Source organism: Acidovorax sp. SUPP3434, from assembly GCF_030159015.1.
Classification (GTDB): Bacteria; Pseudomonadota; Gammaproteobacteria; order Burkholderiales; family Burkholderiaceae_C; genus Paracidovorax.
In genome coordinates, this window is the sequence record NZ_BQXL01000016.1 from 77,432 (window position 1) to 97,458 (window position 20,027).

At 66.9% G+C, this 20,027-nt stretch carries 18 protein-coding genes and 1 pseudogene; 3 read left to right on the top strand and 16 right to left on the bottom strand.

The window, feature by feature from the left end; genetic code table 11:
• Positions 1–63: 63 nt before the first annotated feature.
• Positions 64–1,857 (bottom strand): methyl-accepting chemotaxis protein, encoded by a 1,794-nt coding sequence (locus AVKW3434_RS20020; RefSeq protein ID WP_284407211.1) that lies wholly within the window; start codon positions 1,855–1,857, stop codon positions 64–66.
• A 235-nt stretch (positions 1,858–2,092) separates the two neighbouring features.
• On the opposite strand from AVKW3434_RS20020, the gene AVKW3434_RS20025 reads away from it, so the two are divergent.
• Positions 2,093–3,421 carry a sulfatase family protein gene (locus tag AVKW3434_RS20025; protein ID WP_284407212.1) on the top strand — a complete coding sequence of 443 codons (1,329 nt, stop codon included), beginning with the start codon at positions 2,093–2,095 and terminating at the stop codon, positions 3,419–3,421.
• A gap of 7 nt (positions 3,422–3,428) precedes the next feature.
• A complete protein-coding gene (locus tag AVKW3434_RS20030; RefSeq protein WP_284407213.1) occupies positions 3,429–4,289 on the top strand; it encodes a creatininase family protein in 861 nt (286 codons plus the stop codon).
• Between the two features lie 14 nt (positions 4,290–4,303).
• On the opposite strand, the gene AVKW3434_RS20035 is transcribed toward AVKW3434_RS20030, so the two are convergent.
• On the bottom strand, positions 4,304–4,696 hold the full coding sequence (locus AVKW3434_RS20035; RefSeq protein WP_272566867.1) for a carboxymuconolactone decarboxylase family protein: 393 nt from the start codon (positions 4,694–4,696) through the stop codon (positions 4,304–4,306).
• 155 nt (positions 4,697–4,851) lie between these two features.
• Here AVKW3434_RS20035 and AVKW3434_RS20040 point away from each other — a divergent pair, with 155 nt between their 5' ends.
• Entirely contained in the window at positions 4,852–5,739 is an 888-nt protein-coding gene (locus AVKW3434_RS20040) for a LysR family transcriptional regulator (RefSeq protein WP_284407214.1), read from the top strand.
• Positions 5,740–5,791: 52 nt separating this feature from the next.
• Here the strand turns inward: AVKW3434_RS20040 and AVKW3434_RS20045 are convergent, their stop codons facing one another.
• The 14 genes and pseudogenes from AVKW3434_RS20045 to AVKW3434_RS20110 form a co-directional block, all read right to left on the bottom strand.
• The gene (locus AVKW3434_RS20045; protein ID WP_284407215.1) at positions 5,792–8,341 is read right to left on the bottom strand and encodes a hypothetical protein; all 2,550 of its coding nucleotides are present in this window, start codon (positions 8,339–8,341) and stop codon (positions 5,792–5,794) included.
• A gap of 304 nt (positions 8,342–8,645) precedes the next feature.
• Complete coding sequence (locus tag AVKW3434_RS20050) at positions 8,646–9,317, bottom strand: histidine phosphatase family protein (protein ID WP_284407216.1); 672 nt, start codon at positions 9,315–9,317, stop codon at positions 8,646–8,648.
• A gap of 141 nt (positions 9,318–9,458) precedes the next feature.
• The gene (locus AVKW3434_RS20055) at positions 9,459–10,508 is read right to left on the bottom strand and encodes a hypothetical protein (RefSeq protein ID WP_284407217.1); all 1,050 of its coding nucleotides are present in this window, start codon (positions 10,506–10,508) and stop codon (positions 9,459–9,461) included.
• 84 nt (positions 10,509–10,592) lie between these two features.
• Positions 10,593–11,699: a hypothetical protein gene (locus tag AVKW3434_RS20060; protein WP_284407218.1), complete on the bottom strand. Its 1,107-nt coding sequence runs from the start codon at positions 11,697–11,699 to the stop codon at positions 10,593–10,595.
• A gap of 3 nt (positions 11,700–11,702) precedes the next feature.
• On the bottom strand, positions 11,703–12,053 hold the full coding sequence (locus tag AVKW3434_RS20065) for a hypothetical protein (protein WP_284407219.1): 351 nt from the start codon (positions 12,051–12,053) through the stop codon (positions 11,703–11,705).
• Positions 12,050–12,793 (bottom strand): hypothetical protein, encoded by a 744-nt coding sequence (locus AVKW3434_RS20070; protein WP_284407220.1) that lies wholly within the window; start codon positions 12,791–12,793, stop codon positions 12,050–12,052. The genes AVKW3434_RS20065 and AVKW3434_RS20070 overlap by 4 nt, the downstream gene beginning before the upstream one ends.
• Positions 12,794–13,195: 402 nt before the next feature.
• Positions 13,196–14,152 carry a threonine dehydratase gene (locus tag AVKW3434_RS20075; RefSeq protein ID WP_284407234.1) on the bottom strand — a complete coding sequence of 319 codons (957 nt, stop codon included), beginning with the start codon at positions 14,150–14,152 and terminating at the stop codon, positions 13,196–13,198.
• Between the two features lie 107 nt (positions 14,153–14,259).
• Positions 14,260–14,403: pseudogene (locus AVKW3434_RS20080) on the bottom strand (LysE family translocator); the annotation flags it as partial.
• Positions 14,403–15,107: a VOC family protein gene (locus AVKW3434_RS20085; protein WP_284407221.1), complete on the bottom strand. Its 705-nt coding sequence runs from the start codon at positions 15,105–15,107 to the stop codon at positions 14,403–14,405. The pseudogene AVKW3434_RS20080 and the gene AVKW3434_RS20085, both read right to left, overlap by 1 nt.
• Positions 15,104–15,979, bottom strand: a complete 876-nt coding sequence (locus AVKW3434_RS20090) for a PhzF family phenazine biosynthesis protein (protein ID WP_284403000.1) — start codon at positions 15,977–15,979, stop codon at positions 15,104–15,106. Before AVKW3434_RS20090 ends, AVKW3434_RS20085 begins: the two co-directional genes overlap by 4 nt.
• 218 nt (positions 15,980–16,197) lie before the next feature.
• Positions 16,198–17,064, bottom strand: a complete 867-nt coding sequence (locus tag AVKW3434_RS20095; RefSeq protein ID WP_284407222.1) for a PhzF family phenazine biosynthesis protein — start codon at positions 17,062–17,064, stop codon at positions 16,198–16,200.
• A 14-nt stretch (positions 17,065–17,078) separates the two neighbouring features.
• Positions 17,079–17,699 (bottom strand): glutathione S-transferase family protein, encoded by a 621-nt coding sequence (locus AVKW3434_RS20100; protein ID WP_284403002.1) that lies wholly within the window; start codon positions 17,697–17,699, stop codon positions 17,079–17,081.
• Positions 17,700–17,702: 3 nt separating this feature from the next.
• A complete protein-coding gene (locus tag AVKW3434_RS20105) occupies positions 17,703–18,893 on the bottom strand; it encodes an aminotransferase-like domain-containing protein (RefSeq protein ID WP_284407223.1) in 1,191 nt (396 codons plus the stop codon).
• A 109-nt stretch (positions 18,894–19,002) separates the two neighbouring features.
• Positions 19,003–19,992 carry a DMT family transporter gene (locus tag AVKW3434_RS20110; protein WP_284407224.1) on the bottom strand — a complete coding sequence of 330 codons (990 nt, stop codon included), beginning with the start codon at positions 19,990–19,992 and terminating at the stop codon, positions 19,003–19,005.
• Positions 19,993–20,027 lie beyond the last annotated feature (35 nt).

The following is a 20,027-nucleotide window of genomic DNA, read 5'->3' on the forward strand; positions in this document are numbered from 1 at the left end:
AAAAAAAAGCCCCACGGCCGGAGGGGCGTGGGGCGGCGTTCGGTGGCGCAGGGAGTGGCCGCGTCAGAAGGTTTCCCAGTCGTCCGCGCCCGTGCCCGCCATTGCTGGCTGTTTGGCGGCTTTGGCAGGCGCCGCTACCAACGGGGCCTTGGCCGGCGAGGCCTGCAGTTTCCGCGCAGGGGCGGGCATGGCGCGCGGGGCCTTGGTGGCCGGGGCAGGCGCCGAGGCCAGCGAGGGCGTCGGCACCGGCGCCGTCCGGCTTTGCGCCTGCGCGCGGCGGATGACGGCGCTGGAGGCCGATTCTTCGAGCTGGAAGACGCTCACGATCTCCACCAGGCGGGTCGCCTGGTGGTTCAGGCTGTCGGCGGCCGCGGCGGATTCCTCCACCAGCGCGGCGTTCTGCTGCGTCACCTGGTCGAGCTGGTTCACTGCATCGCTCACCTGCGAAATGCCTTGCTCCTGCTCGCGCGTGGCGGCGCCGATTTCGCCGATCAGGTCGGCCACCCGGCGGGCTTGGTCGACGATCTCGTTCATGGTGGCGCCGGCTTCGCTCACCAGCGCCGAGCCCTGCTCCACCGTCTGCACGCTCTGACCGATCAGCGCCTTGATCTCCTTGGCGGCATCGGCGGAGCGGCCCGCCAGACTGCGCACCTCGCTGGCCACCACGGCGAAGCCGCGGCCCTGCTCACCGGCGCGGGCGGCTTCCACCGCGGCGTTCAGCGCGAGGATGTTGGTCTGGAACGCGATGGAGTCGATCACGCCGATGATGTCGCTGATGCGGCGCGAGCTGGCGGTGATGTCTTCCATGGTGCGCACCACGTTGTCCACCACCTCGCCGCCCTTGGAGGCCGTGGCGCTGGCCGAGCTCGCCAGTTGCGAGGCGGTGCGCACGGTGTCGGCGTTCTGCTTGACGGTGGAGTTCATCTCTTCCATCGACGCCGCCGTCTGCTGCAGGTTGGAGGCCTGCTCTTCGGTGCGCTGGCTCAGGTCGGCGTTGCCGGTGGCGATCTGCCCGGCGCCGGTCGCGATGGATTCGCTGCTCTCGCGCACCTGGCTCACGATGCCGCTCAGGCTGGTGCGCATGGCGTTCATGGCCGCCAGCACGCTGTGGGTGTCGCCCTGGCGCAACTGCACGCCCACCGCCAGGTTGCCGTTGGCCACCTGCTGCGCGACTTCGGAGGCATAGGCCGGCTCGCCGCCCAGCTGTCCTTTGATCTGCCGGGTGATGGCCCAGGCCACCATGGCGCCAGCGGCGGCCGCGAGGGCGGCCAGCGCGAGCATCAGCGTGCCTGCAGCGACCGCGTCCTTCTCGGACTCGTCGGCCGTGCGCACCGTGGCGGCCTTCTGGTAGTCGACCAGGTCGTCCAGCGCCTTGAAATAAGCGGCTTGCACAGGGCGCACCGGGCCGAGCAACTGCTCGCGTGCCTGATCGTTCTGGTTGGCCAGGCCCAGGTCGACGGCCTTGTTCAGGGCCTCCACATAGGCCGGCCGCGCCTGCCCGATCTGGGCAACCAGGGCTTTCGCCTCGGGGCTGGTCATGCGCTGGTTCAGTTGGCTGAGCAGTTCGGCATTGCGTGCCTGGGCCTTGTCGATGCGGCGTTTTTCATCGGCCATCTGCGGAATGTCTTCCAGCAGCGCGATGTTGCGTGCGGCCCGGGCCACCGTGTTGATGCCGTCCTTCATCTCCTGAAGCACCAGCAGGTTGGCGATGCGTTCATGCGACAGCAGCTTGATGTTGCCACCGATGTGATCGAGCTGTACCCGTCCGAAGGCGGCCACCAGGAAGCCGATGGCGATCACGAGAGCAAAGCCCGAGCCCAGCAAGGTACCCAGTTTCATGCGTTGGAAGAAGTTCATGGATGCAGCCTTTTCGCTAGAGTCGAATGCCGATTTGGCCGGCGGGATGGGTGTGTGTCAATGTGTAATTTTTAATCCTCTGATGTAATCGATCTGTAGGACACAAACCAGCCTGCCGGTGCGCGGATGGCGAGCGGACGAGGGTTCAGGTGCCGGGCAGGCGGCGACAATCGACGGTCCCTTGCTGGTTTGCGCCGCATCAATTTCGCGCCAATCCCCTTACTGCGACCGGTCCATGACGTCCTCCCGCCCCAATCTGATCTTCATCCTTGCCGACGACCTGGGCTATGCCGACCTGGGCTGCACCGGCGCCCGCGATGCCTACAGCGTGCCCGTGGATGTCTCACCGCGCCTGGACGCGCTGGCGGCTGAAGGCCTGCGATGCACGCGGGGCTACTCGAATTCGGCCGTGTGCTCGCCCACGCGGTTCGCACTGGCCACGGGGCGCTGGCAGTACCGCCTGCGCGGCGCGGCCGAGGAGCCGCTGGCCAGCGTGCACGGCGACAAGGTGCTGGGCCTGCCACCCGGCCACCCCACGCTGCCTTCGCTGCTGCGCGACGCGGGCTACGCCACCGCCCTGGTGGGCAAGTGGCACCTGGGCTACCCGCCGCATTTCGGCCCGCGCATGTCCGGCTACGACACGTTCTACGGCTTCCATGCCGGCGGCTCGGACTACTTCGCGCATTGCGACCCGCGCGGCCGCCCGGACTTCTGGGTCAACGAAACCGAGCACACCGAAGACGGCTACCTCACCGACCTGCTCAGCCGCCGGGCGGTGGACTTCGTGCGCGATCAGTCGGCGGACCGCCCCTTTCTGCTGAGCCTGCACTACAGCGCGCCCCACTGGCCCTGGCTCACGCGGGACGACCGCGCCGAATCGCAGCGGCTCGCCGGCTTCGGCAAGCACATCGACGGCGGCAGCCTGGAAACCTACCAGCGCATGGTCCACCACATGGACGAAGGCATCGGCTGGGTGCTGGATGCGCTGCAGGAAAAGGGCCTGGCTGAAAACACCCTGATCGTCTTCACCAGCGACAACGGCGGCGAGCGCTATTCCAACAACTGGCCGTTCGTGGGCCAGAAGATGGACCTGCTGGAGGGCGGCATCCGCGTGCCGCTGCTGGCGCGCTGGCCCGCCCGCATCGCTCCGGGCCGCGTGAGCGACACGCCCAGCCTCACCATGGACTGGACCGCCACCTTCCTCGACGCGGCCGGCGTGGCGGCCCACCCCGACTACCCGCTGGACGGCACCAGCCTGCTGCCGCTGTTCGACGACCCCGCGTGGAATCCGGAGCGCGACCTGTGCTGGCGCATGAAGCACCGCGAGCAGCGCGCGCTGGTGCGCGGCCGCCACAAGTACCTGCAGGTGGACGGCGTGGAATACCTGTTCGACGTGGTGGCCGATCCGCGCGAGCGCGCCAACCTGCGCGATCGCGAGCCCGCGCGCCTGGCCGAGTTGCGCGCCGCGTGGCAGGCGTGGGATGCAGCGCTTCCCGCGATCCCGCCGGAGGCCAAGGTCTCGCTCGTGTTCACCCGCAACGAATTGCCGCAGGCCACCTTCTGAACCGCCCATGACCTCACCCCGCACCGCTCCCCCGGCCCCGCCTTCCCGCTTCTGGGCCGAATGGTCCGCCCGCGATTTCGCGCAGGCGCAAGCCTCGGGCCGGGCGGCGCAAACCGTCGCCGTGCTGCCGGTGGCGGCCATCGAGCAGCATGGCCCCCACCTGCCGCTGAGCGTGGATGCCGCCCTGCTGCAGGGCGTGATCGATGCCGCGCTGCCGCAACTGCCGGCCGAGGTGCCGGCGCTGTTCCTGCCGCCGCAGAACGTGGGCCTGAGCACCGAGCACACGGCCTATGCCGGCACCCTCACGCTCAGGCCCGCCACCCTCATCGCGCTGTGGACCGAACTGGGCGAATGCGTGGCCCGCGCGGGCGTGAAGAAGCTGCTGCTGCTCAACGGCCACGGCGGCCAGGTGAGCGTGATGGACATCGTGGCGCGCGAGCTGCGCCAGCACTGCGGCCTGCTGGTGTACAGCGCCAGCTGGTTCAGCCTGCCGCTGCCCGAGGCCGTGAGCGCGCAGTTCAGCGCCGAGGAGCACCGCTTCGGCATCCACGGCGGCGAGATCGAGACATCGATGATGCTGCACCTCGCCCCCGGCACCGTGCACATGGCGCAGGCGCAGCACTGGCGCTCCACCTCGCAGGACCGCGCGGAGCGCTACGCCCTCCTGGGCAACGGCAAGAGCGCCAAGATGGGCTGGGCCATGCAGGATTACCACCCGGCCGGCGCGGTGGGAAACGCCGCGGGCGCCACGGCGGAAAAAGGCCGGGCGGTGGTGCAGGCCGCGGCAGCCGCGCTGGTGCAGTTGCTGGGCGAGCTGCACGCGCTGCCGCTCGATACCGTGGTGGACCGGCCCGGGGGCGGGGACTGACGAGGCGCTGGCGATCACGCCAGCGGCAGTGCGATGCCCGACTCCGCGAACACCTCGCGCACGACGGACAGCCCGTTGAGCGCGGCCGGAAAGCCCGCGTACACCGCCATCTGCATCACCACCTCTACGATTTCCTGGGGCTGGCAGCCCACGTGCAGCGCGGCGTGCACATGCACCTTCAACTGCGGCAGCGCATGGCCGAGGGCGCACAGCGCCGCCACGGTGGCCAGCTCGCGCTCGCGCAGGCCCAGCCCTTCGCGGGCATAGATGTCGCCGAACGGAAACTCCAGCAGGTAGCGCGCGAAGTCCGGAAACGACTGGGCCAGCGCTTCGACCACCGCCAGGCCGGCAGGGCCGTCCACGGCGGCCAGCATGCGCCGGCCCCGTTCGTAGCGCCCGGCGCTCATCGGGCGCCGCTCTGGCGCTGCTGCGCGCAGTTCTGGCGGGCGAAAAAATCAGGGAGATAACGGGTCATGGCGGTTCTCGAAAAGTGGATGGAAGCCGCCACTCTAGGGAGGGTCGTTCAGCCAGGGAATGACCCGATTCGTGATACCTTTTTGGTATGCCAAACCTTCTCGATTCCCGCTCCCTCGCGCTTTTTCTGGCGGTGGCGGATGCCCTCAGCTTCCGGCAGGCGGCCGAAACCCTGCACCTGTCCCAGCCGCCCCTGAGCCGGGCCATCCGCGAGTTGGAGGAGCGGCTGGGAACGCGGCTCTTCGACCGCACCACCCAGGGCGTGGCGCTCACCGAGGCCGGGCGCCGGCTGCTGCCCTACGCGCGCCGCGTCGGCCAGTTGCTGCGCGATGCGCAAGCGGCGGTAGCGGCCCAGGGCATGCCGGCCACGCTGCGCCTGGGCCTGACCAGTGCAGTCGAGCCGGCCTGGTTCCGCGGGCTGGTGCAGCGGGTGCAGGCGGCGCAGCCGGGCACCACGGTGTCGGTGGTGTCCGATGCCTCGCCGAAGCTGGTGCGGCAACTGGGCGCTGGCAAACTGGATGCCGCCTTCGTCGCGCTGCCGACGCGGGCCCCCGGGCTCGACGTGCAGGAACTGGATCGCCTGCCCATGGTCTTGGCGATGCCGTCATCCCACCCGCTGGCCCGACGCAGGTCGGTTCGCCTCGCCGACCTGGCGAGCGAGGCGCTCTTTTGGTTCGAGCGCGCGCGCCAGCCCGCGTTCTACGACCACTGCCAGCAGGTGTTTTCACGCCATGGGTTCGCCGCACCGAAGCTGCGGGAGCCGGCGGACCACCATGTCCTGCTGGCGGAGGTGGCCAGCGGGCGCGGCATGGCGCTGCTGCCCCGGTCGTTCACCGCGCTGCGGCGGCCCGGTGTGGTGTACCGGGCGCTGGCCGAGGGCGAGGCGCTGGCGGTCGGCATCGGGCTGGCGACGCGGGAGGGCCGGCAGCCGCTGCGCGATGTGCTGATCGCGGCGGCGGGTGTGGCCCCTGCCTGAGCGCCACTGGTTCGTCAGAAGGGGCGGTTCAATCCAGTCCCCCCTTTCCCGCTCACGCTTGTGCCACGTCCGCGACGCGCACTTGCCGCTCGCGGTCACGAACGCGTGCCGCCTGCATTTCCGTGGCGAGCAGGGTACCGCGCACTGCAGTGGCCTGTGTTTGCGCTTGCTTCATGCAGTAGTGCGCGAAAGGCCGGGCGGTGTGTTCCGGGCTGTGCGCCTTGCCGGTCTGGGATACCAGGAAGTGCTGCCTGACGGACTGCAGCAGCAGCGGGGCAGAAGGGCCATCGATCAAATTCATCTGAAGATCACCGTGGAGCGACTGCAGCATGTGCAATTGGGTCTGGTCGTCGGCGCGGGCCTTGCGAAGCTTGGCTGAAAGGGATGCCGGCGTTTCCAGGGATTCTGCGGATGCAGAGGGCAGAAGGCTTGCGTCGGAGCCGGCCAGCAAGTCCTCCAGGTCCCGCAGCGATTCGCGGGCATCCAACTTGGTTTCCAGGTATCTCTTTTGCAGATCGACCGCGGTCCGCATGTAATCCACCTGTATTTGCCTGGACTGCGGAGAGTCCAGCCACTGCGCCAGCACGGTCTCGGTGAGTCGGCCTGTCTTGCTTGCGTGCGCCTGGCGGGCCTGGTCACGCGCTTCACGCGGCTTGTGGCCGGTCAGCAGCGACTTTCCGTAGGCCAGCCCGCCGTGCAGGACAGCCTTGGCCTCGCGTTGCACGGAACGCTTGTGCGTGGGCGCCGCGGGAGGGGCTTGATCGGTGGAGCGGCCCTTGTCCTTGTAGCGCTTTTGCAGGCTCTCTGCCGCTTGCCGAAGAAACCCGCCCAGTGCGCGCTCGTGGCCATCGGTGGCTTGGTAGAGGGCGCTGCGCAGCACAAATCCCTGGGGCTCAGCGGGCACTGGGCCGGCATGCTGCATCGGCGACGGTGGGGCATGCGACGAAATCTCCGTCCCGGATTCGATGCCCGAATCCGCGTGCATGGATGCCTCTGTTTCGTCCAGATCCGATGGCGTTTCCGGCAGCGCCGAGGCATAGGACGAAATTTCCGATCGGGAATCGATATCCGAATCCGCAGGCAGGGATGGAGCGGTGTCGTCTGGTTCCGATAGCCTTCGCGAGAGCGCCGACGCATAGGACGAAATTTCGGTTGGGGATTCAGCGTCCGAATCCGCGTGGATGGATGGAACGGTGCCCTCCTGCGCTGCTGGCGTTTCCGCCAGCGCCGACGGCCCCCTGCGGGTTGCTGCCGGCAGTAGGTCCGCCATGGCAAGGAAGGCCCGGTCGATGCCCGCCGCGTCCTCGCGATCATAGTTTCGATATCGCTTGACCTTGCCGTGGGTGAGCACGAACTGGTGCGAGCCGACGCCCATGGTCACAGCGCCCAGCAGCCCGACGCCGATCAGCAGGCCAAGGCCGACGGGTCCAGCCACGGCGCTGGCGCCCGCCACCGTTGCGATGCCGACGCCCACCTTGGCCGCGGTGCTGGCGGTGTAAGTCACGCCGCCAACGACGAATCCCTTGTTCCAGTTGTTGAACCCGTTCACGAAGCGGTTGCGCTGGTCGAACTTGGTTTTCAGGAAATCATGGTATTGCTTTGTTTCTCCACTCAGCCCCTTGGCACTCACGCCGTCCAGAAAAGCGCTGACACGCTTGAAGTCGGCACGAAAACGCTTCTTTTCCACGTGCGACTGGTGCAGAAAAACTCCGCCCAGCACCGTCGCCATCACGCTGGCAGCGGGCCCGAGGACGAAGGTGCTGGCGACCGTGGCGGCCGACGCCGCGCCGGCTGCACTGGCGCTGTGAGCGACCAGATTGGCGGCATTGGCATGGCCCGAAGCGATCGACAGGCCCGCCTGCACCGAGGTTTCCACTGCAGTTTTGGCGAAGATCAGACTGGCCGAAGTGACGGATGCACCCGCGACGCGGCCGTCGTGCCGGTTGATGAGCTGCTGGTGGGCCACGTCGTCGATGGTCTGGTCCAGCGCAAGCGTCTGGGCTTGAACCGCCGCCTGCGCGGGGCCGGATTGCGCCGCGGCGGGCAGGCTGTCGCGCTGGTGCTGCAGCGCATCCTTTTGTTGTTCGAGGATCGTGCGCTGCTCGGCCACCTCGCGCAATTCCCGGTAGCCGGTGTGTATCGCCAACGCCGACAGCGGCAGCATGGCCGCGCCCAGTCCCAGGGTGGTCGCAAGGTCGCTCACGCCACTGGGCGTGCCTTCTTCTGCAAGCTTATGCAGCGCATCGGCATGGGGGGCCGCGTCTTCCGTGCCGACGCTGGCGCCATGGCGGTTGCCTGCGTCCGCGCCCTGCTGCGCAGTGGTCTGGGACGGATCCTGGGCATGGTGCCCTTCCGCTCCGCTGGCGGACGTGCCTCCGTCCGCGCCTTCCGCGGAGGTTTCTCCCCCTTGCTCGCCGTTCACGCCCTCCGTTCCCAATTCCACGGCTTTCTCGGATGCCCCGTGCAATGGATCGGTCATGTACTTCACTGCGGCCAGGAGATTCGAGCCAGCCTCCTCCGCATCGATGATCGCCAAAGGCGTCAGTTCGGCATGGTGTTCCGGGTCGGGCTTGTGCCCGGCGCGCTCTCTGGCCTCCCGCATGGAGCGCAGTCCGAGCGGCCAGCCATGTGACGATGACACCGAAGGGCGGCATGCTGTGGCGTTGGCGGGCTGGCGCGGCCGGGGAGGCAAGGGTTGGGGCGTGGGCGGTTTTGCAGCAAGTGCGCGAGTGGGCATGGTTTCACCAATAACAATGCACCAGAATCGCTGGCAAAGGAGTGGCGAGCGCTCGGTAGCGCGAAAGCGCGTCAGCGCATCCGAAGTTGCCTGCGTCGGCCTGGGTCGTCCACCTCCATGCAGGAAGAGGCGGGCAGAACAGGCTGCCAAGTGCCCGCGCAGTCCGCGCTCATGCGTGCGTCACCCAGATCGCATGTTCTTCGGTATCGAGGTGCGGCAGCGTGTTGAACGTCTGCATCATGAGCCGCTTGGGGGCGATGCTGAACTCGGTCACCGCGCTGTTGCGGATGCGCATGTTGAGCGCGATCGTCACTTCGGGCGGCGTGCTCAGCACCTCGCCCACAGCGGTGGAGATCGGCCCGCCGCTGGACACCAGCAGCACGTGGTGTCCCACGTGATGGCGGCGCACATGCTCCAGCGCCGCGCGGATGCCGCTGGAAAACGCCACCCAGCTGGGCATGCCCGCCGGGCTGATCGTGCCGCCCATCCACTGCGCCAGCGCATCGCACAGCAGCCGGAAGTGGTGCCGGTACCGCTCGGGCGTGTCGGGCGGGGGCAGCGGGTGGGGATGGATGGCGGCGATGAGCGCCGCGCTGTCGTACTCGTTCAGGGCGGGCAGGGCCAGTGGCTGCGGCGTGATCTGCAGGCCCTCGGCGATGCCCTCCAGCGTCTGCACATGGCGGCGCAGCGTGCCGGTGATCACCGCATCGAAGCGCACGTTGCGGGCCCGCCAGTACTCGCCCAGGCGCACCGCCTGCTCGCGCCCGCGCGGGCTCAGCTGGTCGTAGTCATCCGCGCCAAACGAGGCCTGGCCGTGGCGCACGAGGTAGAGGGTTCCCATGCCGGCGATTCTGGGCGGGGCCTGGGCGCGCCTTTGTCTCCCGGGTGACGAATGCTATCGTTTTAATAGCTGCATGCCGGCGTTTTCATTGTGCTGGCGGCCGTTCCGATGCGGGTGTTGCGCAGAATCCGCAGCGGGGCATCAACGGACCGTATCCATCCGATCCAGGAGGTAGCGCAGATCGAACATCAGCGCTCTGGCCGCTAGGCGGTCGAGCGCCGGAGCGGGCGTCGCGCTGCGTTGTGCGGGTGTGCGCGGCAACGCCACCGAAACTTGCGTGTCATCGTCTTCGCCGGCCTTGGCATCCACCAGATCGCGATGGTGATCGGTGCATTCCTTGCGCATCGCTGCCACAGCTGCACGCGCTGTCGGCTTGTTGTTCATTTCCAATGCGGGAATCAAAACGTCGAACTGGCGGTTGAGTCGTGTGAGCACATCGGCATGGATATGCTCGTATTTCACCCAGGACTGAACGTGTGTTTTTAGCCTGCGAGCCAGTTCCGCCCCACTATATGGCGTCGGCACTGGAATCACTGGCGCCAGAACGGGGACCAAGACGTAATCCAAATCTTGAATTTCGTCGATCTTCTGACTCCAGTAGGGTGTATCAGGCAGGTTATCCAAGCCCCAAGGCTCTGCGGTGGCCCCCGTCAGCTTGGCACGTGCCATGCCGGGCAGCTCTACACGGGTCACGACAAAGCCATCTTGTGTTTTTCCTGGAGAAATGCCGTCCGGATCAGTATCTTTCAAGCCCGGAGTCCAGACGAAACTGGTCTGCCCCACATTCTCGTCAACGCGCAAGTTTCCGCTCCAGCCTGTGGGCGCCTTGATTATTTTGGTTTCAAAATTTCTTTTGGAAATTAATTGATTCCAGTATTGCTGTGTCCATCTGTCATTTTCTGTTTTTGCGTTTGCCGTCACCGCTGGTAAATTTGGTATTGCATATACCAGTGGGATCCCCCAAATCCGGAAGAGATCGATTGCCTGTTTTGCTTCGCGGCTGTTGCTTAGTCGATAACGGTATATATACTCTGATCCGCTAGCTTGTATGGCAGACTTGATGCCTGGTTTGATCGCATTCTGTTGAATGTAGGTCTTATTCACCCACTGCGAAGTTTCTGGGTCTTGGTAGTAGAGCTTCCATGCGTTTTTCTGTGCGTCGAAGATGGCGCTGTCTTGGGCATGGGCCAAACCGAAAAAATCAGTGGTGCCAACGACATTGCCCGAACGAATTGAATAATCTCCATTGCTCTATTCCAAAGACCATTCAGTCAGTCAACGCCCTGAGTCCATCCGATCCATCAAATAGCTCAAATCAAAAATCAGCGCCCTGGCCGCTAGGCGATCGAGCGCCGGAGCGGGCGTGGCGCTGCGTTGTGCGGGTGTGCGTGGCAACGCGACCGAGGCTTGCGTGTCATCGTCTTCGCCGGCCTTGGCATCCATGAGATCGCGATGGAGATCGGTGCATTCCTTGCGCAGTGCTGCCATAGCTGCACGCGCTGTTGGCTTGTTGTTCATTTCCAGCGCGGGAATCAAGACATCGAACTGGCGGTTGAGTCGTGCCAGCGTGTCTGTACTCGCATGGCCGTATTTTGGCCAAGTTTGTACATGCGCTTTGAGGCGCCGCGCAAGTTCGCCAGCGTTGTACGGATCGGGGATGGGAATGATGGGGGCTAGAACAGGCACTAACAGATAATCCAGTTCTTCGATTTCATCGACCTTCGCTTTCCAGAACGGAGTGTCTGGCAGTCCATCCAGGCCCCAAGGCTCGGCAATGCGTCCCTGTAGGTAGGTCCGTGCTATGCCGGGTAATTCGACCCTGGATACCGTAAATCCACTCTGCGAGTGTCCTGGCTCTATCCCATAGGAGTCCGTGTCTTTCAACCCCAAAGTCCAGACAAAGCTGGTCTGCCCTGCTTCTTCGTCAACCCGCAGTCCGGCACTCCAGCCCTTTGGCGCTTTGACAACAGTTTGTTCAAAACTTCTCTTCGCGGTCAATTGATCCCAATACTGTTGGGTCCACTTGTCATTCTCTGTTTGCGCACTTGAGGTTATTAGGGGTAAATTCGGAACGTCATAAACCATAGGAATTCCCCAGATGTTAATAATGCTGATATTTTGTTTTGCGCCTCGCTGATTGCGGATGATGTATTTGTAAGTGAGCTGTTTGCCATTTTTTGTAATGCTTGATTGAATAGCCGGGCGAATGGCTGTGCGTGCTTCATAGGTTCTTTTAATCCATTGAGAGGATTCGGGATCTTGAAAGTAGAGCTTCCACAAATTTAGTGATGCATCATAAACCGCACTGTCTTGAGCGTTGGCTTGGCCTGTGCCTAATGATAGAGTCAGCAAGGTAAGGAGTGTGTACTTAATGATATTCATGATTTAATGTTCCGATTTCCAGCAGGCTGTTTGTTTTTCTAGATACACATGAAAGTGTGGGGCATTCACGTAGTGATGAAGAAGTGAAAAAGGAAAATTCACTTTTTTGTTTTTGCAAAATTTATCATAAAAGTCATTTTGTTTAGATGCTGAAATCGGGTTGTTGGCACGTGCAAATGAAATGTCTATTTCACGACCTTCTCGATGCCCCGCATGTGGCCCGCGCCAGTTGGAAGTGATGTCATAGCGGCCACCCCAAAATAGGCTGGCATCGTTCAATGCCACAGTGCCCCAACCTTCGGCAGCAAAAGAGCCAATCAAACCGAGCAGATTTTGCAACGATTGTTGTGTCAATAGTATTGATTGTGGTGATACCGCCCATTGCCTTGGTGGGTTTTATCCACACTGGTCAATGCATAAACGAAAGTCCCATCTGCATTCTGGGGTGGATTCGGAGAAATGGGCAGCAGGTCTGGCACCTTGACCTGTATCTCTTTGGAAACCGGGCTGTTGAAGCAAACGGCGCAAGCGACTTGGATCGTATGAATCCCCGCCACTTCGGGAGCTTTGAAGGCGATTTTGACTTCGCCATTGGCATCCGTGACGCCCTGGGTTGCGTTCAACAAGCCCTTGGGCCGGGCCACGTCGTGGTGTTCATGCCCGCCAGAATTGGGGGTGACATCGACCGAAAAGCCGAGCGCCACACCGGACTTGGCGGCGGTGCTGTTGGTGACCTTGGCAATCAAGGTGATTTCGGCAGAACCGCCCGTGGCGGCGGGGCGCGTTTCCGATGGTCCCGACAAAGCGATCAAGGTGGGAAATTGCTGGTAGTAGCACTTATTGATGGCCGCCCAGTAGGGGCCTTCTGTGCCCATTTCCCGGCAGGTATATCCCGTACCAGCCGTCGGTGACGGACTCAATTGGCCATTCCCGCCAATGGTGCAGGCTTCCTGGATGGAGGGGTAGCAACTTCTGCCATCCGATCCCCAACTCCCAACCGTCCATCCTTGCACGGTGATCTGTGCCTGCACCGTGGGAGCCGCCATTGCCACCAGCACCAAAGATAGCGCGCGTTGATGGATTATTTTGCTCAAGATTAACTTTCGGAAAAGTCCCGAAAGTTACCACGACTGGAAGTGATTCTTGCAGCTTTTTTGCAACGTTGTAGCCGCGCGCGCAGATTCTCCAGGCTTTTCTTTGCGACCAGATGCAGGCGCCCTGTCAACGGGCCAACAATCGAACATGCGGCAATTTCTGCAAGCCCCTTCCCTGCCGTTGAAAAAGAAAAATTGCGACACCGTCTTGAGCGCTTTGGTGACGGCAGACTTTCTCATTCGCTTCCAGCCGTATGGCGCAGGGCAATTCAAAATCAATCGCTATTTTTTAATAACGATACGCCGGCATCTTTATTGTGCTGGAGGTTCTTTCCTATCGACATCCCCCCTGATTCATACCTCCTCCCTTCGTGTCGTTCGGTGACTGGGGGATCGGCTGCGTTACAGCACGCCAGCGAACATCGCCGCATCCACGTTGCCGCCCGTGAGCGCCAGCCCCACGGGCAGACCGGCGAGCGATGCGCGTTCCTGCATCGCGGCGGCGAATGCGGCGGCACCCGCGCCTTCGGCGACGTTGTGCGTGTCGGTGAACAGGGCGCGCATGGCGGCGGCCACTTCGGCGTCGGTCACTTTCACCACGTGGTCCAGGTGCGGTGCCAGGATGGCGAGCGCGGCCGGGTCGGCCACGCGGCAGGCCATGCCGTCCGCCAGTTGCGTGGTGACCGGCGCCTCGACCACGTGGCCGGCGGCGATGGAGTCAGCATACGTGGTGGCATGGGCGCTGACCACGCCGACGATGCGCACGCCGTGGCCCAGCGCGCGCTTGGCCGCGATGGCCGAGCACGCCCCCGACCCCTGGCCGATGGGCACATAGGCCACCGCCAGTTGCGGCACCGCGCGCAGAAATTCCCACCAGTACGTGGCCACGCCGCGCAGCAGGTCGGCATGGAAGCTGGGGACCATGTGCGCGCCGCGGTCGGCCGCCAGTTGGATGGCGTGTTCGCGCGCTTCCTGGAAATCGTCGCCATGCTCGATCAGGGTGACGCCCAGGGCGCGCATGGCGGCGTTCTTTTCCACCGAGTTGCCGCGCGGCACGACGATGGTGCAGGCCACGCCGTGGCGGCGCGCGGCCCAGCCCATGCTCTGGCCGTGGTTGCCGCGCGTGGCGCTGACCACCTCGCGCGGCAGCGCGCCGCGCCGGGCGAGCTGGTCGAAGTACGTGAGCCCGCCGCGGATCTTGAACGCTCCCACGGGCGTGTGGTTCTCGTGCTTGAGCCAGCATTCGGTGCCCAGCCGCTCGCTCAGCAGCGCCCAGCGGTACTGGGGCGTGGGGGCGAAGTCCGCGTAGACCACCTGTGCGGCGGCCTCGATGTCGGCGAGGGTGGGGAGTGCGGCCATGGCGTGCAAACCGGCGCTGTCCGTGGCGGGTGCCGATGCGGGAGCGAAGGCGTCGATGGCGGTGGTGGGGGCGTTCATGCGGTGGCTTTCTTTTCGGACAGGATGCGAAGCGCAAGCAGGCCCGCGCGCGGCCCCTGCGTGAGGCTGCGGGACACGCAATAGACCCTGTTGGGCCCGGGCGTGAGCACGAGCACGAGCACCAGCGCGGCGAACGCGAACAGTAGGATGTCCTGGAAGGTGAAGAGAAACATCAGACGGGCTCCTTCGATGCGAGGGTGACGGGGCCGCGGGGCGTGGCCAGCACGGCCTGCAGGCGCGGCGCGGCCCCGGGCGACACAGTCACCTGCGTGCCCAGGCCGAGGGTGGCGCAGGCGCTGGCCAGCGCGGGCGCCTCGGGGTGCTCCAGCCGCAGCGACTGCAGCTGCACGCCGCTGGCGGCGGGCAGGCTGTAGCAGGGATGGCGCTCGCCCCACTGGATCAGCGTGGGCAGGCAGCCGCCCAGCAGGCGCTGGCCGTCCGGCCGCAGGGTGATCTGCCACTGCAGCAGCCCCAGCGGCGTGGGGCGGCTGGCGGTGGCGACTTCGCCCCGGTCCAGCCCGCGCGCGGCCAGCGCCGCATGGGCGGCGGCCACGTCGCGCACCGAGGCCACCCAGTGGATGAGCTGCGGGCCGTCGCGCGCCACGCGCGCCTGCAGAGCGGGGTCGTCCATGTCGAACCAGCGCCGTGTGCCCGCCGCCGGCCCGGGGGCGCCGGGGTTCATGGCGATGATTTCCAGATAGGTGCGCGGGTGCGCCGGGCCGCTGAGGTTGAGCAGGCGGTTGTGCGTGCCCATGAGCGGGTGCTCGCCCCCCATGGCCGGCACCACGCCCAGGGTGCGGCGGCACCAGTCCACGCCGCTGTCCAGGCGGTCGGCCATCACCACGAGATGGTCGATGCAGGCGTCGGGCAGGTTCACAGCCGTACCTCGCCGTTCACGCAGGTGACCGAACCGCCGCCGATCCAGATGCGCTCGCCGTCCTGATGCACGTGCACGCGCCCGGCGCGGCCCATTGCCGTGCCCTGGCTGGCGACGTAGCTGGGCGGTGCCAGGTGCGCGCCGATGAGCCACTGCGCCAGGGCGGCGTTGAGACTGCCCGTCACCGGGTCTTCGGCCAGGCCGTTGTTGCCCGGAAAGAACGCCCGCACCTCGAAGGCGATGCCCTCGTCGGCATGCGCACCGACCACGCCCACCTTGCCGCGCGGCCCCACCACGCCGATGTCCAGCTGGCCGAGGACGGCACTGTCGGGCTGCAGGGCCAGCACCTGCTCGGCACTGGCGAGCATCACGCCGCGCCAGTTCGGGCCGTTGTCGCACCAGGCATGCGCCACGATGTCGCTGCGCTCGATGCGCAGGCCGCGCGCGATCAGGGCCACGTCCTCTTCGGCCAGCGGCCCGCTCTTGAGCAGCGGCGGCGCGGCGAAGGCCAGTCGGTCGCCGTCGCGGCGCAGCGTGATCAGACCCAGCGCGCATTCCTGCACCACCTCGCCCTCGGTGCGCGGCTGGCCGCCGGCCTCCAGCCAGGCGTGGCAGCTGCCCAGCGTGGGGTGCCCCGCGAACGGCAACTCGCGGCCCGGGCAGAAGATGCGCACGCGGTAGTCGGCGCCAGCGGCCCGGCCGGCCTCGGTGGGCGGCAGCAGGAACGTGGCCTCGGACAGGTTGGTCCAGTTGGTGAAGTGCTGCATCTGCTCGGTGGACAGGTCCGAGCCGTCGAGCACCACGGCCAGCGGGTTGCCCAGGTAGGGCTGCTGGGTGAACACATCGACTTGCTTGAAAGGGCGTTGGCGCATGGTGTGGGCTTCTTTGCGAGGGAGGAAAGGCCGGCTGCTGGGCCGGGGGCGATGAAAAACGGGGTGGAAGCGGGTCGGCAGGCCGGCGTTTCGCGCCGCGCGCCCATGCGGCAGCGCGGCGCGGCCGGCGCCGGGACCCATCGACCATTCAAAAAAGGGGGCGGCGCGTCAGCCGGTGGGGATCTGGCGCGGCGGTGCGGTGGCGGGCGGGGCGCAGCTCATAGGCGGGCGGTTCCCTCGATGCAGGTGAGGCTGCGGCCACCGACCCAAACCTGGCCCTGCGCGTCCTGGCGGATGTGCACACGGCCGGCCCGGCCCAGGCTCTCGCCCTGGGCCACGAGGTAGCTGTGCGGCGCGCGGCCTTCGGCGATGAGCCACTGCGCGAAGCTCGCGTTCAGGCTGCCCGTGACCGGGTCTTCGGGGTTGCCCATGGGCGCGGCGAAGGCGCGCACCACCACGCCGGGCTGCGTGGCATCGTGGGCGTCGGCGCCGACGTGGATCACGCCGACATCCTGGCCCAGGTCCTTGAGCCGGGCGTGGTCGGGCCGCAGGCGGTGCACCGTCTCGGCGCTGTCGAGCACCAGGCCCAGCCAGCGCGGGCCGTTGTCCAGCAGCTGGGCGGCCTCGATCTGCTGCGGCCGGATGCCCAGGGCCCCGGCGATCAGCGGCACCAGCGCGGGGCTGGCATCGCTGCGGCGCAGCGGCGGCGCGGCGAACGCCAGCCGGTCGCCGCTGCGCTGGATGCGCACCAGCCCACCGGCCGACTCCTGCACCACCAGGCCGGCATCGCGCGGCACGTGGCCGGCCTCCAGCCAGGCGTGGCAGGTGCCGAGCGTGGGGTGCCCGGCGAACGGCAGCTCGGCCCCGCGCGGCGTGAAGATGCGCACGCGGTAGTCGGCCCCCGCCGTACGGCCCGCCTCGGTGGGCGGCAGCAGGAAGCTGGTTTCCGACAGGTTGGTCCACGCGGCGAAGCGGCGCATGTCGGCGTCGTCCAGGCCCTGCGCGTCCAGCACCACGGCCAGCGGGTTGCCGTCGCCGGGGCGGTGGCTGAACACGTCGATCTGCTTGAAGGGGCGCTGGCGCATGGCGGGCGATGGGGTCAGGCGAGCGGCTGGTCGATCACGCCGCGTGCGCCGGGGCGCGACAGCAGGCCCTGGTACCAGGCGTCGAGGTGGGTGCGCGCAACGCGCTCCTGCGGCAGGCCCCACCAGCGGTGGATCTCGCAGCCCACCACGATGTCGGCCATGGTGAAGCGCTCGCCGGCCAGGCACGGCTGCTGCGCCAGGTGCGCCTCCAGCCGGTCCAGGAGCGGCTCGGTGGCCGCCACCGACCGCGCGATGGCGGCCGGGTCGCGCTGCGCCTCGGGCGTGCGCACCCACTGCAGGAACGCGTCGCGCCCCGCGGGGTTGAGCGTGGTCTGCTGCCAGTCCATCCACTGCTCGGCCACGAAGCGCGTGCGCAGGTCCTCGGGGTAGAGGGTGCCGCTGGCGTGCTTGGCGCACAGGTAGCGCACGATGGCGTTCGACTCCCACAGCGTGAAGCCGTCGTCCTCGATGAGCGGCACCATGCCGTTCGGGTTGAGCCGCAGGAACTGCGGCTCGCACACGATGCCGAACTGCCCGCCCGCGTCGGTGCGCTGCAGCTCCAGGCCCAGCTCCTGCACGGTCCACACGACCTTGCGCACGTTGATGGACGACAGCCGTCCCCAGAGCCGCAGCATGCGTCAGGCCTTCTGGGCGACGCGCGCCCGGATGGCCGCGGCCAGCGCGCCCACGCCGGTGTTGATCTGCGCGGCGCTGGCCGTCACGAACGACAGGCGCAGGGTGCGCTGGTCGGCGTTGTCGGCATAGAAGGCCGCGCCCGGCACGAAGGCCACGTTGCGGTCCACGGCCTCGGGCAGCAGGTCGATGGCGCTCATGCCTTCGGGCAGGCGCACCCACAGGAACATGCCGCCGTCGGGCTTGTTCCAGTGCACGTCCAGGCCGGCCATCTCGCGCGTGAGCGCCTCCAGCATGGCGTCGCGCTGCTGCTTGTACAGCGCGCGGATGGTGGGCACGTGGCGGCCCAGGAAGCCGTCCTTCATGACCTCGTGCACCATGCGCTGGTTGAAGCCCGGGCTGTGCAGGTCGGCCGCCTGCTTGGCCTGCAGCAGCTTGGGGAACACGGCCTTGGGCGCCACGATGAAGCCCAGGCGCAGGCCGGGGGCGAGCACCTTGGAGAACGAGCCCAGGTAGATGCAGCCTTCCGGGTTGCGCGCGGTCAGCGGCGCGGGCGGGGGCTGGTCGAACCACAGGTCGCCGTAGGGGTTGTCCTCGATCAGCGGCAGGTTCAGCTCGGCGGCCTTGGCCACCAGCGCAGCGCGGCGCGCCTCGCTCATGGTGCGGCCGGTGGGGTTCTGGAAATTGGGCAGCACGTACAAGAAGCGCGCCTTGTCGGCACCGCTGCCGGCCTTGGTGGCGAGGTCGTCGATCTGCACGCCTTCGTCGTCGCTGGCCACGCTCACCACTTCGGGCTCCATGGGCGCGAAGGCCTGGATCGCGCCGAGGTAGGTGGGCGTTTCCACCAGGATGCGGCTGCCGGCGTCGATCAGCACCTTGGCCACGAGGTCCAGGCCCTGCTGCGAGCCGGTGGTGATCAGCACCTGCTCGACGCTCACGTCCCACGGCAGGAAGTCGGCGACCGCCTGGCGCAGCGGCTGGTAGCCCTCGCTCGCGGCGTATTGCAGGGCCGACTGGCCGTCCTGCGACAGCACGGCGCTGCAGGCCTTGGCGAAGTCGTCGATGGGGAAGGTCTTGGGGGAGGGCAGTCCGCCCGCCAGGCTGATGATGCCGGGCTTCTCGGTCACTTTCAGGATCTCGCGGATCACCGAGGGGTTCATCTTCGCGGCGCGTGCGGCCAGGGTCCAGTTCGTCATTGAGTGCATCTCCAGGGGGCGCTTGTTCTCCGGGGCGCCGGGGTCGTCGTTGAGGAAGCCGTTGTGCGGCGGGTGGCGGGCATGCGGGTGGGCCCGCCGGGGAAAGAGCTTAACCGCGCATCGCGGCGGGTTGGGGGTTCCTGGCGGGGCCTTGTCGCACCGGGGCGCGTCGGCTGACCACCACCGTGGCCATCACTGCGATGCCGAAGCCCAGGCTGACCGCATCGAGCGATTCGCCCAGTAGCGGCACCGAAAACAGCATGCCCAGGAACGGCTGCACCAGCTGTACCTGGCTCACGCGCACGGTGCCGCCGAGCGCCAGGCCCCGGTACCACGCGAAAAACCCCAGCCACATCGAAAACACCGACACATAGGCCAGCGCGCCCCACGCCGATGCCGGCATGGGCGCCGTGGGCCACGACCAGGCCCCCAGCGGCAGCGTGGCGGGCAGCGAGACGACCAGCGCCCAGCAGATCACCGAGCCCGAAGGCATGCGCTGCGACAGCCGCGCGCCGTAGCCGTAGCCCACGGCGGCGCACAGCACGGCCGCGAACAGCAGCAGGTCGGCCGGGTGCAGCGACAGGCCTGCGCTGCCCGAGCGCAGCACCGCGAACGCGACCACCATCGCCGTGCCCAGCAGCGCGCACAGCCAAAAGCGCGGCGACGGGCGCTGGCGGTGCAGCAACGCGCCCACGCCGGCCGTGGCCAGCGGCAGCATGCCGATGATCACGCTGGCATGCACCGCGCCCACGTGGCGCATGGCCAGCGAGGTGAGCAGCGGAAACCCGAACACCACGCCCAGCGCGGTGAAGGCCAGCGGCCGCCAGTCCTCTGGCCGCGGCCAGGGCGCGCGGCGCGCCCACAGCAGCAGTGCCGACAGCACCCCCGCGATCGCCGCCCGGCCCATGGCCATGAAGACGCCGGACATCTGCGGCGCCTCGGGCGTGCCCACGGCCAGCCGCGTCATGGGCAGGGTGAAGGCGAAGATGGTGACGCCCAGCAGGCCCCACAGCAGGCCGCGGGTTTCGGGCGACTGCCAGCCGGTGGCCGGGGCCGTGGGGGCGCCGGGGTCGCTCGGCAAGATGGCGGGGTGCGTCATGGGCGGGGTCCGGTGAAACAAAGGGCGCGCAAGCG

Excerpts from the sequence above, each read along its gene's own strand:
- AVKW3434_RS20020 (WP_284407211.1), bottom strand. The coding sequence starts at position 1,857 with ATGAACTTCTTCCAACGCATGAAACTGGGTACCTTGCTGGGCTCGGGC.
- AVKW3434_RS20025 (WP_284407212.1), top strand. The coding sequence starts at position 2,093 with ATGACGTCCTCCCGCCCCAATCTGATCTTCATCCTTGCCGACGACCTG.
- AVKW3434_RS20030 (WP_284407213.1), top strand. The coding sequence starts at position 3,429 with ATGACCTCACCCCGCACCGCTCCCCCGGCCCCGCCTTCCCGCTTCTGG.
- AVKW3434_RS20035 (WP_272566867.1), bottom strand. The coding sequence starts at position 4,696 with ATGAGCGCCGGGCGCTACGAACGGGGCCGGCGCATGCTGGCCGCCGTG.
- AVKW3434_RS20040 (WP_284407214.1), top strand. The coding sequence starts at position 4,852 with ATGCCAAACCTTCTCGATTCCCGCTCCCTCGCGCTTTTTCTGGCGGTG.
- AVKW3434_RS20045 (WP_284407215.1), bottom strand. The coding sequence starts at position 8,341 with ATGCGGGAGGCCAGAGAGCGCGCCGGGCACAAGCCCGACCCGGAACAC.
- AVKW3434_RS20050 (WP_284407216.1), bottom strand. The coding sequence starts at position 9,317 with ATGGGAACCCTCTACCTCGTGCGCCACGGCCAGGCCTCGTTTGGCGCG.
- AVKW3434_RS20060 (WP_284407218.1), bottom strand. The coding sequence starts at position 11,699 with ATGAATATCATTAAGTACACACTCCTTACCTTGCTGACTCTATCATTA.
- AVKW3434_RS20075 (WP_284407234.1), bottom strand. The coding sequence starts at position 14,152 with ATGGCCGCACTCCCCACCCTCGCCGACATCGAGGCCGCCGCACAGGTG.
- AVKW3434_RS20090 (WP_284403000.1), bottom strand. The coding sequence starts at position 15,979 with ATGCGCCAACGCCCTTTCAAGCAAGTCGATGTGTTCACCCAGCAGCCC.
- AVKW3434_RS20095 (WP_284407222.1), bottom strand. The coding sequence starts at position 17,064 with ATGCGCCAGCGCCCCTTCAAGCAGATCGACGTGTTCAGCCACCGCCCC.
- AVKW3434_RS20100 (WP_284403002.1), bottom strand. The coding sequence starts at position 17,699 with ATGCTGCGGCTCTGGGGACGGCTGTCGTCCATCAACGTGCGCAAGGTC.
- AVKW3434_RS20105 (WP_284407223.1), bottom strand. The coding sequence starts at position 18,893 with ATGACGAACTGGACCCTGGCCGCACGCGCCGCGAAGATGAACCCCTCG.
- AVKW3434_RS20110 (WP_284407224.1), bottom strand. The coding sequence starts at position 19,992 with ATGACGCACCCCGCCATCTTGCCGAGCGACCCCGGCGCCCCCACGGCC.